This window comes from Sphaerochaeta sp. UBA5836 (assembly GCF_002432845.1).
GTDB lineage: Bacteria > Spirochaetota > Spirochaetia > Sphaerochaetales > Sphaerochaetaceae > Sphaerochaeta.
The window spans coordinates 38,375-49,866 of the sequence record NZ_DJGW01000019.1 but is presented as its reverse complement, the minus strand read 5'-3'; the positions used below and the strand labels follow the sequence as shown (position 1 = coordinate 49,866).

At 50.5% G+C, this 11,492-nt stretch carries 10 protein-coding genes; 8 read left to right on the top strand and 2 right to left on the bottom strand.

Going from position 1 to position 11,492, the window contains the following annotated elements:
• Nucleotides 1-32: 32 nt before the first annotated feature.
• Together prs and B3F49_RS01695 are read left to right on the top strand one after the other, a co-directional pair.
• A complete protein-coding gene (prs, locus tag B3F49_RS01700) occupies nucleotides 33-1,325 on the top strand; it encodes a ribose-phosphate diphosphokinase (RefSeq protein ID WP_293893937.1) in 1,293 nt (430 codons plus the stop codon).
• Between the two features lie 100 nt (nucleotides 1,326-1,425).
• A complete protein-coding gene (locus tag B3F49_RS01695) occupies nucleotides 1,426-2,634 on the top strand; it encodes a pyridoxal phosphate-dependent aminotransferase (RefSeq protein ID WP_293893940.1) in 1,209 nt (402 codons plus the stop codon).
• Here B3F49_RS01695 and B3F49_RS01690 read toward each other — a convergent pair whose 3' ends face one another.
• Entirely contained in the window at nucleotides 2,635-3,054 is a 420-nt protein-coding gene (locus tag B3F49_RS01690) for a secondary thiamine-phosphate synthase enzyme YjbQ (protein WP_293893943.1), read from the bottom strand.
• A gap of 77 nt (nucleotides 3,055-3,131) precedes the next feature.
• Between B3F49_RS01690 and B3F49_RS01685 the strand changes: the two genes are divergently transcribed.
• The 6 genes from B3F49_RS01685 to B3F49_RS01660 all read left to right on the top strand — a co-directional run bounded on the left by B3F49_RS01685 (nucleotide 3,132) and on the right by B3F49_RS01660 (nucleotide 10,894).
• Nucleotides 3,132-4,040 (top strand): DMT family transporter, encoded by a 909-nt coding sequence (locus tag B3F49_RS01685; RefSeq protein ID WP_293908682.1) that lies wholly within the window; start codon nucleotides 3,132-3,134, stop codon nucleotides 4,038-4,040.
• A gap of 52 nt (nucleotides 4,041-4,092) precedes the next feature.
• Complete coding sequence (locus tag B3F49_RS01680; protein WP_293893948.1) at nucleotides 4,093-5,259, top strand: radical SAM protein; 1,167 nt, start codon at nucleotides 4,093-4,095, stop codon at nucleotides 5,257-5,259.
• A 46-nt stretch (nucleotides 5,260-5,305) separates the two neighbouring features.
• Nucleotides 5,306-6,466, top strand: a complete 1,161-nt coding sequence (locus B3F49_RS01675; protein ID WP_293893950.1) for an MFS transporter — start codon at nucleotides 5,306-5,308, stop codon at nucleotides 6,464-6,466.
• Between the two features lie 71 nt (nucleotides 6,467-6,537).
• Nucleotides 6,538-9,459, top strand: a complete 2,922-nt coding sequence (locus B3F49_RS01670; protein WP_293908681.1) for a hypothetical protein — start codon at nucleotides 6,538-6,540, stop codon at nucleotides 9,457-9,459.
• On the top strand, nucleotides 9,456-10,253 hold the full coding sequence (locus tag B3F49_RS01665; protein ID WP_293893955.1) for an inositol monophosphatase family protein: 798 nt from the start codon (nucleotides 9,456-9,458) through the stop codon (nucleotides 10,251-10,253). Before B3F49_RS01670 ends, B3F49_RS01665 begins: the two co-directional genes overlap by 4 nt.
• The gene (locus B3F49_RS01660) at nucleotides 10,250-10,894 is read left to right on the top strand and encodes an HAD hydrolase-like protein (protein ID WP_293893957.1); all 645 of its coding nucleotides are present in this window, start codon (nucleotides 10,250-10,252) and stop codon (nucleotides 10,892-10,894) included. Before B3F49_RS01665 ends, B3F49_RS01660 begins: the two co-directional genes overlap by 4 nt.
• On the opposite strand, the gene B3F49_RS01655 is transcribed toward B3F49_RS01660, so the two are convergent.
• Entirely contained in the window at nucleotides 10,881-11,411 is a 531-nt protein-coding gene (locus tag B3F49_RS01655; protein WP_293908680.1) for a flavodoxin family protein, read from the bottom strand. The genes B3F49_RS01660 and B3F49_RS01655 overlap by 14 nt on opposite strands.
• Between the last annotated feature and the right edge of the window lie 81 nt (nucleotides 11,412-11,492).

The following is an 11,492-nucleotide window of genomic DNA, read 5'->3' as shown; positions in this document are numbered from 1 at the left end:
AACTTTAGGCCCTGTTGTTGTATGGTTTGGCCATGAGCATCATCAAACCCCATAAGCTTGGGATTATCTCAGGTCCTGGTTCAGAATATTTCACCGGCAAGGTTGTGAAGCACCTTCGCCGTCTCTATTTGGAGCGCTACGAAAAACTCTCCACAGCCTTGGCCAAACGCCACGGAATGAGTGAGGAAGAGATTCTGAGAACAGTTACGCTTATGGATGACTTGAACAATAAGCGTATTCCCAGGACCAAATGTCCAACAACGTTCCAGTGTCCCGATTTTACCATCAAGGTAAAGTATACCAAGTTTGCAAACGGGGAAGAGAAGGCTGAGATTCTCGATGCTGTCAGGGGGCTGAGGATTTTCATCATTTACGATGTATCCAACAGTGAACCGGTGAAGGTGGCTGGATCGGATGAACCGGTAAGTCTTTCGGTGAACGACCATCTGATGTTCCTTTTCACCACGATAAACGCTCTCCAGCTTGCCGGTGCCGATAGTGTGACGCTGGTCCTTCCTACCTATCCATATTCACGCCAGCACAAGAAGGGTGGACGGGAAGCCCTGACAGCGGCCATGTTCGGCCGGATTTGCGAAATGCTCGGGGTTGAGCGGATTATCACGCTCGATATCCATAGCCGTGAAATTGAGAACAGCTTCTCCAATCTGCATCTGGAGAATCTGCATGCTTCCTACCAGACCTTGATCGCCCTGCATAAGCTCATCGATTTCAGCGACCCGGAGCTGGTGGTTGTCGCTCCCGATACCGGAGCGATCAGCAGGAACAAGTTTTACGCCCAAGCCCTGCACAGGCCTCTGGCCATGTTGTACAAGGAACGTGACTACTCCATCGTCAGCAAGGATGCGAAGCATTCCAATATCAAGAGCATCAATCTCCTTGGCGATGTCAGCGGAAAGACCGTCCTCATTGCCGACGACATGCTCGCCACCGGTGGAACCATGATCATCGCCATGCGTGAATTGACCAACCTTGGTGCCAAGAAAATCATCTGCATGGTCAGTCTTCCGTTGTTCAACGCCAACGCCGTCGAGGATTTCGATGCTGCGTACAAGGAAGGGATTTTCTATCGGATCATCGGCACGAATGCCGTGTTCCATGGTCATGACCTGTTGGACAAGGAGTGGTACATCCAAGCTGATATCACCGAGCTGTTCGCTCGAGTCATCAGCCGTCTCCATCACGGGCGTTCAATCAGCCCGTTGCTTGATAACCGCAAGTTCATCCAAATCCTGATAGACAACAGTCAGGCAAATCCACAAGCTCCCCTGCCAGGGGCCAGTGCTAGTGACCCGGACCGCGACTGATCATCGTTGCGGCTCCGGGCTTATCCCACTTCATTGTCCCTTTTACGTTGTATCGGGGATGGTGTCGACAAATCCAAACTGAGTTCTTGGAGTGTCTCTTATGCAAATGTCACACAGAATTTCCGCTTTCCAATGCAGCCCTATCAGACGTCTTTCACCCTATGCCCGCGATGCTGTCAAACGCGGAATCAAGGTCTATCACCTTAATATCGGCCAGCCTGACATTAAAACGCCTTTCCAGGTCCTTGATGCGGTGCGTCATTACGATGAAACCATCATTGCCTATGGAAATAGCGAGGGTCGACAGGAGCTCAGGGAAGCTCTCCCTGCGTATTATGCCAAGTATGGTCTGGATGTGAAGGCCGATGATATTCTTATCACAACCGGCGGTAGTGAAGCACTGCAATTCGCATTCATGACGCTTTGCGATCCCTATGATGAGGTGATCATCCCCGAGCCGTATTATACGAATGTCTCATCCTTTGCCCATTCAGCCATGGTAAACTTGGTCCCGATCACCAGTAATATGGAGGATGGCTTTGCACTTCCCGACATCTCCGAGTTTGAGAAGAAAATCACCCGCAAAACAGGGGCCATCCTGATTTGCAGCCCGAACAATCCCACCGGTCATGTCTACACACAGGACGAGATGCTCCAGCTCTTGAACCTGTGCAAGAAGTACGACATTTTCTTGATAGTGGATGAGGTATATCGGGAGTTTTGCTATGATGGTAAACAGTTCACCAGCGTACTTTCTTTTCCGGAGTTTTCAGACCGCGTCATCTGTGTTGACAGCTTTTCCAAGCGCTACAGCATGTGCGGTTCCCGTATTGGTGCCTTGATCAGCCGAAACAAGGATGTCCTTGACAACGCTCTCAAGCTTGCCCAAGCCCGTCTTTGCCCGCCCGATATCGAGCAGGTTGCCGCCTGTGCCGCATTGAAGACGGATGATGCGTATCTGCTTGAAGTCCGCCAGGAGTATGAACGCAGAAGAAACTTTATTTTCGAAGGACTTAAGAAGATCGATGGAGTGAAGTGCAGCATGCCCAAAGGTGCCTTCTACATGGTTGCCGAGCTTCCGGTCGATAATGCGGAGAACTTTGCCATGTTCATGCTCAAGGATTTCAACCTGCATGGTGAGACAGTCATGGTTGCACCTTGCGAGGACTTCTATGTGACCAAGGGAGTCGGCAGAAGGCAGGTCAGGATTGCCTATGTGCTTAACACTCACGACCTCGAACGAGCAGTGGCCTGCATCGATGCAGGCCTGAAGGTGTACCGAACAGAAGTGATGGGAGAAAAACTCTGATCACTCCCCGATGATTTTGATGAGCACGTGCTTGTCGCGCATGCCATCAAAGTCATAGTAGAAAATCTGCTCCCAAGAGCCGAAATCGAGTTTCCCCCCGGTGATTGCGATGACTGCCTCACGGCCCATGATGGACCGCTTGAGGTGGCCGTCCGCATTATGCTCCTTGTCGGTATTGTGCTTGTACTGTTCGTAGGGAAGCTCGGGAGCGAGCTTCTCAAGCCAAAGCTCAAAGTCCTCGTGAAGGCCTTTCTCCACTGCATTGATGAAAACGCTGCTGGTAATGTTCATTGCGTTGACGAGGACCAATCCTTCCTTGATCCCGCACTCGTTCACTGCTTCCTGCACGGCGTCGGTGATATTGACCAGACCGCGTCGTTTGTTGAGGTGAAACCACAGTTCCTTACGATAAGTCATCATAGGCGCCTCCTCGGATATCACTAGTATAGCACGGCTTCTTGCATTGCAGAAGAAATCGGGATACACTGCCGGCCATTATGCAGGAAGAAGTAGTTATCGTGAAAAAAACCCGCGTTCTTGGGCATCTTGCGGTGTTGTTGACCATGAGCGTGTGGGCTACCACGTATGTCTCTTCAAAACAATTGCTGGCTGTTTTCACTCCGTCTCAGATTCTCGTGGTACGCTCCACGCTCGGCTTGTTTGTGCTGACCCTCATAAACCATAAGCCTTTGGTCTATGCACAGAGAGGGGACCGGTTATTGGTGGCACTCGCCGGGTTTTGCGGCATTTTTCTCTACTACTTCCTTGAAAATACGGCTTTGCTCTTCACCAGTGCCAGCAATGTAGGGGTCATCGTTGCCACAGCTCCTTTTTTCACGTTGCTCGCCTCCCACCTGTTCCTTAAGGAAGAGAAGTTGAGGAAAAACTATTTCGTGGGTTTGGCACTCTCCATGTCCGGTATAATCCTGCTCACGTTCACCAGTACGGAAGAGGTGGCCTTCAACCCCAAGGGTGATTTGCTTGCATTGCTTGCAATCATGGTCTGGGCTCTCTATACGGTGCTCACCCGGGTGATCGGCAGGAAAGGATACCCGAACCTGCTGGTGACCAGGAACATGTTCTTCTATGGCCTCATCGGCCATACGCTTGTTCTGTTGATCAGCAGGGAAGCTCTTCCCCTTGCTCTGGTGATCCAGACTCCCTACCTGTATCATTTCCTTTTCCTCGGCCTCATCGCCTCCGCTTTCTGTTTTCTTACCTGGAATTTCGGGTTGCGAACAATCGGAGCGATCAAGAGTTCCTTCTATCTCTACCTCAGCCCCCTCATCACCATCGCAGTGGCGGTAACACTCCTTTCCGAGCCTTTCGGGCAGCTCGATGCGATAGGTACGGCCCTTACCCTCTCAGGCTTGTTGATCAGCGAGTATAAAAGCAGGGGAGTCTAGCTTGTCAAAACTACTTTACTGATGTTACCATGTTCCTGCAATGAGGTAGGAAATGGATACACAAAGCAAGCTGGATATCTTAAGTCGGGATGCGCAATACGACCTCAGTTGTGCTTGTGGCACCAAGAATCCCGAGGAGCATCGAAAGCGTAATGCTACAGGATCGGGGTGGCTCTATCCCGCCACGACGGCCAGCGGCGGACCGGGTATCATGCTCAAGACTCTTTTGGGCAACCGTTGCACCAACGATTGCAAGTACTGTCCTTTGAGAAACAATCAGGATTTCAGGCCTGTTGCTCTCGCCCCCAAGGAGATGGCCTCCTTCTTTTACGAGTTTCAAAGCAAGCGCCCTCTCGTGGGCCTGTTTCTCTCCAGTGCGGTGCTTGGCTCGCCTGAAAAGACCATGGGGATGCTTATTGATACTGCAAGGATTTTGAGAACCTCTTATCGTTATCGGGGGTACATACATCTGAAGGTCATCCCGGGATCGAGCAAGGAGAGCATCGATGAGGCCCTCAAGTATGCCTCGGCCCTTTCTTTGAACATAGAGGCTCCCGGCGAGCACCATGTTGCCAAGCTTTCCGATACCAAAAACTATGTTCAGGATATCCTGGAGCCCTTGACGTACATCGCCAGCCAAACCGCAAAAGGTTCCCGCTATGAACGGGTTCATACGTCCAGTCAGTTCATCGTCGGGGCAAGTGACGAGCTGGATAAGGAGATCTTGCTCTATACCAGCCGATTGTATCGGGAACTCCATATGGGTCGATTGTATTTCAGTGCATACCAGAAAGGGCTTGGTGAGCAAAGCCTGCCTGGAGAGCAGAGACAGCAGCCGCGACCGCAACTTGAATTGTTCGATCTCGGTTTGCTCCCTGAGGACAACCAAGCCTCCCTTACCCGGGAGCACCGCTTGTATCAAGCTGATTGGCTTTTACGGAAGTATGGGTTCTCCTATGAAGACCTGTTGTTCACCAAAGAGGGAAATCTCTGTCTTGATAGGGATCCGAAGCTTGTTTGGGCACAGGCCAACCCTCAGTTTTTCCCTCTCTCGGTCAAGCGGGCTCCCAGGGAGGCGCTCTTGCGGGTTCCCGGGCTCGGTCCCACGTATGTGCTCAGGATTGTCAACCAGCGCCGCCTCTCTCCCTTGACTTGCCTTGAGGATTTGAAGTTGCCGTTTTCCGTGCTCGAAAAGGCTCGCCCTTTCCTGACAATCTAGCCGTTTACTCTTGTTGCTGTGCCCGCAATTGCCTACAATGCGGGCTATGGTCATCCTGTATTCCTCCTTCTTTTTCATGTACTCCATTTATGCCATCGTAAACCCGTTTCTGCAGGTGATGCTGCGAAATATGGGGTACTCCTACGAAGTCGTAGGGGTGCTGCTTTCGTTGTTTGAAATAGCCGGCATTGTAGGCCCGCTCTTGGTTGCCCGGCAGGTCGACAAACGGGGAAATATGAAGGGTGTTGTCCTGTTCAGCACCATACTCTCTTCACTTGGCATGACGGCCCTGATGCTATCCACATCGATTGCAATGACCGTACTCGGTCTGGTCCTGCTTGCTTTCTTCCTACGTTCGCTGATGCCTGTCCTGGATTCGTATGCCAATAATCTGTTCAACGGCGATTCCCAGAAATATACCCTGATCCGCTCGTTTGGAACCGTGGGTTTTGTGTTCTTTTCCCTGCTTTTTGCGGCAACCAATCAGCCGGATCTTACGAGTAATGTCAGTATCGGCACGTACGCCCTGATTATCAGCTGTGTGTTTTTTCTGTTGGTGCTGGGCTGGAAGCGTGAGCCGAGGCGACCCAGAAACCAGGACCTGGGCGGCGTCGAGCAAACGGGCCATTGGTTCGACCGGGCCTTTGTGGTGGGTATTTTCATCATCGCCCTGAACAGGATGAGCATGTCCTCAATCTCCAGCTTCTTCTCGTTGTATCTGGTTGAGGAGCTGAAGATCAATGCGATCAGCTTGATGAACGCCCTTGCTGCAGGCAGCGAATTCGGTGCCATGATCATTGCAGGAATCCTCATCCAGCGAAGGAAGGTTCTTCCTGTGCACATGTTCATTGCAAGTGGGTTTGCAATGGTTGTACGCTTGATCATTTATGCTTTACTCCCATCTTATTCTGGAGTGTTGGCGGGCCAGCTGTTGCATAGCATTGGGTATGGGTTCTTTCATCCCGCAGCCATTTATTTTGTTTCACGAAGGGTCAGGCGTTCGCATCGTACCTTGGGAATATCCATCTATATCTCCTTGGGTACCGGGCTTCCTGCTGTTCTCGGTTCGAGTTTGGGTGGTTTGATCGTTGAGTCGTTTGGGTATCGCACCCTCTTCTTATCCTATTCGCTCTTTGCCCTGGCCTCGGCATTGTTGTGCTTTGTCTTCTACCGGACAATGACGACACCTCCGTTGGAAAAGGTCTGAAAGAAGTAGCGATTGGCGAGTTTGATTGCCTGTGCAAGGTGTGGTATGCTCTTTGCTAAGGAGTGGTTGCAGTGAAAAGTAGTGAGGGTTGGGATTTGCTTTCCATTGGAGAGATTTCTCCGGAAAAAATCCAGAAGAATCTGAAGGAAGCCTCGGTATTTCTTGCAAATGATGTGCGGGTCATCCAGAGCATTGTTTTCGCCTACCACCCATTCGAGCTGCTGAAATATGCATGTTGGGAACGCAGGCGTATTGCGACGGTAAAAAAGCAGGATGCATTCGCCCAGCAGGTTTCCCAGAGGCTCGTCTCATACCTTGCCGCCCTCCTGCCTCACTGGCAGGCCGCTCCTTCCCAGAATCGTGAGATTGCAAGCAAGGATTGGAAACGCCTTACGCAAGTCTTTGAGGATTTGTGCAGGAAGAGCGTCCGCTATGTCGATAATACGGCATTGCTGCTGAGAGCCCGGCAGATTATCGATTCGGATGAGCTTCTTCTGGCTTATCAGGAAGAAGCAACCGAATTCTGCCTGCCCCAAATCGTCGATGCTGATCTGCTTGAGCAAACCTATAATGCGTTGCGTTACCAGTTGCAGCCTTTCAATGCCCTGGTCGGTGAGGTGTTTCCTGCCAAGCTCGATGGTCTGCTTTCCTCGTTTCTCACGCTTGCCAGGCGTGCGGTCGAGGGAATCGACCAACTGCGTGAGGACAGCGCCACTTTCAAGCAGGCGAGCATGCTTCAGCTTGAGATGTATAAGAGCCGCGGAGAAAATGTAGAGAATCTCGATGCAGTCATGGACCGCATCATCAAGGAGCAGGGATGGGAGTCCTGGATAGAGAGCATCGTAGAGCGACGGGATGGTTTTGCTCTGTTCGATGTCCTGAGGGATACCAAGCTTTCCGAGCGTGATGCCTACCTGCTTTCCCGAAATTTTGCTTCCCGACCGACTGAGGAAGCTCCCTTTTTATTAACTGATGGCTCACTGCAAGACGCGTCTCCTTTTCTCCGATTTGGAGCAAATTACTATTGTTTCGATGCAGAATCGTTGCTTCAGAGGGCATATGAGAGCATCAAGCGTGCCGTATGCCAGGAAAATCCTGATCTTGCTGCGCAGTGGGATGCTATAGAACAAGAGAAGCACTCCCTCGTTCCTGTGACATTCTTTACTGCAATGCTGGGAACCATGAACTATACGCGTAATGTTGCAGTGCCAGGCGGTACACTGAACGCTCTCTTCGATGATGGAAAGAAAGAGCTCATCGTACAGGTTCCATATCGTGAGCATGCCTATGCATCTCTCAATCCTTTCGATGATGCACAAGCTTATTGCATCTTTCTCAAGGCTGAGCTGGAAAACCGAGCATTGGCGATGGCACAGGGCAAGCGAACGGTAATTGTCGATACCAAGCATCCCATGCTCTATCCGCTTGCGATGGATCACGATGTTTTGAGTCTCTCCTTCATGCAGCTCGCCAATCTTGCCTCCAATTGGGAGGGTGTTGCTGCCATAAAGGATATTCTCGGGCTTTCACCTTTTTCTGATGTGCATCACGATGAACATCCTCTCGGGGAAGAGATTCCAGCAGAGGATGAGATTCCAGCAGAGGATGAGATTCCAGCAGAGGATGAGATTCCAGATACATCACCATGTATCGGCTCCTCATATTTTACTGCTTCTGATGATTCTGACAACGATGAGCTTCACGATGAGAACGAGCAGGATGAGCTTGAGACAGCTGATGAACTCGCTGCTCTTGATGAACAGCCGAGCTTGTTTGATTTTGATGATGACGATCTTGATCATTATGAGGACCAAGATGGGGAAGGGGATGAATATGAGCTGGAAGCCTATTGCATCCTCGAACCTGCCATTGAACATGATGATGAGGACGATGATGTCCAAGAGGATTACTTGAACTTTGCTGACGAGGACGCGGAGGATGGAACTGAAGAATTCTCCGAATTGTTCCACACCGGTGACGCTGATGAAGACGACGAAGACGATCTGGTGTCCATGCTCCAGACAGATAAGGAAGAACCAGAGCCGGTTGTCAGCAAGCCTTCCTCGCCATTCTCCTTCTTTTCCCATCTCTCCGATATTGCAAAAGGTGGTTCCAGTCCTGTAGAGAAGAAACCAGAGCCAGTCCTCCAAAACGCTATCCAAACTGAATCCGGGCTTGCATTTGATGAAGATACGCCACTATCCGAACTAATTGACCAAGAACAGGAGCCTGTGGTGGAGCAGGAGCCTGTGGTTCCCATTGGGGAAAAGCTTGCTCGAGATAAGGACGAGCCTTCGGAAAAAACAGAGGGGCAACCGTTTCATCCGGATTATCGCCTCGCAATGCCGCCTGACTTCAGAAGTCAGAACAAGCAGGAAACTGTCAAGGAAGGCAAGGAAGAGGAAAAGCTTGGGCTCACGCCTCCTGCAATCCCTCGCTTTATTCTTGCAGACAGGATTGCAAAAACCGGAGGCAAGGAAGCAGTTCCTGCTGATGCAGAGAAAAGCATGCCTGCTGCCATGGTACAATTGGAGGAAGTCGAGAGTTCCTTCGATGGAGATCTTCCATTCACAATCAGGGAAATATTGGGGAAATTGAAAGAGAATTCCCCTACTTTATTTTTTGAATTCTGCAAGAACGCAGAGCCTCAGCTGCTCATGGGGACATCGTCTTTGATCGAGCAGGCTCGCCAGGCACAGAATACAGACAATAAAGATAAGATGTTCACCATTCCCGGCATCGATCTTACCGTGGTGCTGATGGCTGGAAAAGGGGACATGCTGAGGGCTTGGGATCGGAGAAACAATGTCGGGGCCATAATGTATACTCAAGGCAAGACAGTTTGGAATGTCCTGTATTTGGGATACACCCATGCCGGGACGCTCTATCATGCCGAGGAGAAGACGATCAAGTTCGAGGACTTCTCGCAGTCGGACTGGAAATATGTAGTCAACTTGGGTGAACGAATCCTGGAGAAGAAAAGAATACGATGAATAAAACAGATCTCATTTCCCGCCATCTGGAGGTAGCCTTGCAGGCAGCAAGATTGGCTGGTTCCTTGGTACTTGAGGCGGGAAAGAATCCCCATATCGAAGTACACAACAAGCATCAGAATGACTTTGTTACTGATGCAGACCTTGCCTGTGAGCAACTCATCATTTCGACCATCAGGCAGACGTTTCCCGATGATACGATTTTTGGTGAAGAGACAGGTACGAACGGGAATGCAAGCCATGGTCGCTGGATTCTGGATCCCATCGATGGTACTACCAATTTTTTCCGGTCGCTTCCCAATTACACGATCAGCATCGCTTGGGAACTCGAACCATTTCATCCGCTTGTGGGTGTGGTGTTCAATCCAAGGCAGGAGGAACTCTTTTGGGGCAGCGAAGGTGGAGGGGCCTATCTGAATGGACAGAGGATTGCTGTATCTTGTGTAACGGATTTCTCAAAAGCCCTGTTGGTCTGTGCTCCTCCCCATCGACAACATGATCTAGTCGAAGGGTACTTTAATACTGCACAGAGACTGTTTTTGGCTGTAAGCGACTTTCGCTCGTTCGGCTCCTGTGCATTGGAACTGGCTTATATCGCAGCAGGGAGGCTGGATGGGTACTATGAGCTTTGCCTCGGCTATTATGATATGGCCGCCGGCATGCTGCTGGTCCGTGAAGCCGGAGGAGAGGTGGCAAACGCCAATCCCGAGATGCCGTTTACTGATATCCGATGCGATTTGATCGCTTCAAATGGCTTGATTCACCAGCAAATATTGCATATGGTTCACCCATGAATTTCAAACTCGCAATATTTGACCTCGACGGGACCTTGATGAACACTTCACCAGGCATCTTTGCATCGGCAAATGCTACTGTTGAACGGTTGGGTTTGGAACCTGAACACGATCTGAAACAGTTGAGCAAGTTCATCGGACCTCCCATAACCCAATGTTTTGTGAAAGTTTATGATCTTGATCCCTCCTTGATCGATCAGGCTGTGGTTATCTACCGCAAGGAGTATGACGAGCATGGAAGATTCAATGCGACTCCCTATGAAAAGATAGAAGATACGCTGGATGCGTTGAAGAAGAGCGGGTATTTGCTTGCAGTGGGCACCCTGAAGTACGAGCCGCTTGCACGACAAATGATGGAGCATTTTGGCCTTGCCCCCTATTTTGATTCCATTCGAGGAGCCAATGAATCATCTTCACTGTCCAAAGCTGACATTGTCCGGAAGGTCCTGGATGACCTCGGCGTTCAAAGGCAGGATGCTGTTCTCATCGGAGACACGACACACGACCAGAAAGGTGCAGAGGAAGCCGGTGTAGCCTTCATCGCAGTTGACTGGGGATTTGGATTTCCCAAGGGGATGGAGAAAGAGCCGTCCATGTATGCAATGGCTCGCGAAGTTGAGGATCTGCTTACGCTTTTGTAAGAAGATTCCTCGCTTGCTCGAGAGCCTCTTCATTCTCTTTGGCAGGATTGTCATCACCGGCGCAAACCGGTAAATAGCCGGCAAATTGCATGGCGGTATACTCGCATATCGCCTCGAACTGTTCCCTGATCAAGCGGTATTGCACTCCATCGAGTGTGTCTTCCCCTGTTGCAATCACATAGAGTCTCTTGCCCTTGAAATCATCAAGTTTGAGCTGGTACAGCCTATCGATGAACAGCTTCAGTTGTGCCGAGAAGCCCCACCAATACACCGGGGTGGCAAAACAGATTGCGTCACTTTCCCTGAATGCCTGGCACAGGTCATTCATTCCATCTTCGATTACACAGCGAAAATGAGTCTTGCACCATCTGCAATCACGGCAGGGCTCAAGATGTTCATCCTGCAGGAATACCTCTTTCAGGGTGTAGGTTTGTTTGGCTGCTTGGGCAAAAGTTTTCGCCAGCGTCGTACTGTTTCCCCGTTTCCTGGGACTGGAGTAGATCATCATCATTTGCATGCCACTACCATACAATGCATGCTTTCGCCTTGCAAGAGTGTCTTGCAAAGGGTATCCTGCTTATGTACCAAGAGGAGATGC

Bases quoted from the DNA above. Each gene is read 5' to 3' on its own strand.
- prs (WP_293893937.1), top strand. From the start codon at position 33: ATGAGCATCATCAAACCCCATAAGCTTGGGATTATCTCAGGTCCTGGT.
- B3F49_RS01695 (WP_293893940.1), top strand. From the start codon at position 1,426: ATGCAAATGTCACACAGAATTTCCGCTTTCCAATGCAGCCCTATCAGA.
- B3F49_RS01690 (WP_293893943.1), bottom strand. From the start codon at position 3,054: ATGATGACTTATCGTAAGGAACTGTGGTTTCACCTCAACAAACGACGC.
- B3F49_RS01685 (WP_293908682.1), top strand. From the start codon at position 3,132: ATGCAGGAAGAAGTAGTTATCGTGAAAAAAACCCGCGTTCTTGGGCAT.
- B3F49_RS01680 (WP_293893948.1), top strand. From the start codon at position 4,093: ATGGATACACAAAGCAAGCTGGATATCTTAAGTCGGGATGCGCAATAC.
- B3F49_RS01675 (WP_293893950.1), top strand. From the start codon at position 5,306: ATGGTCATCCTGTATTCCTCCTTCTTTTTCATGTACTCCATTTATGCC.
- B3F49_RS01665 (WP_293893955.1), top strand. From the start codon at position 9,456: ATGAATAAAACAGATCTCATTTCCCGCCATCTGGAGGTAGCCTTGCAG.
- B3F49_RS01660 (WP_293893957.1), top strand. From the start codon at position 10,250: ATGAATTTCAAACTCGCAATATTTGACCTCGACGGGACCTTGATGAAC.
- B3F49_RS01655 (WP_293908680.1), bottom strand. From the start codon at position 11,411: ATGCAAATGATGATGATCTACTCCAGTCCCAGGAAACGGGGAAACAGT.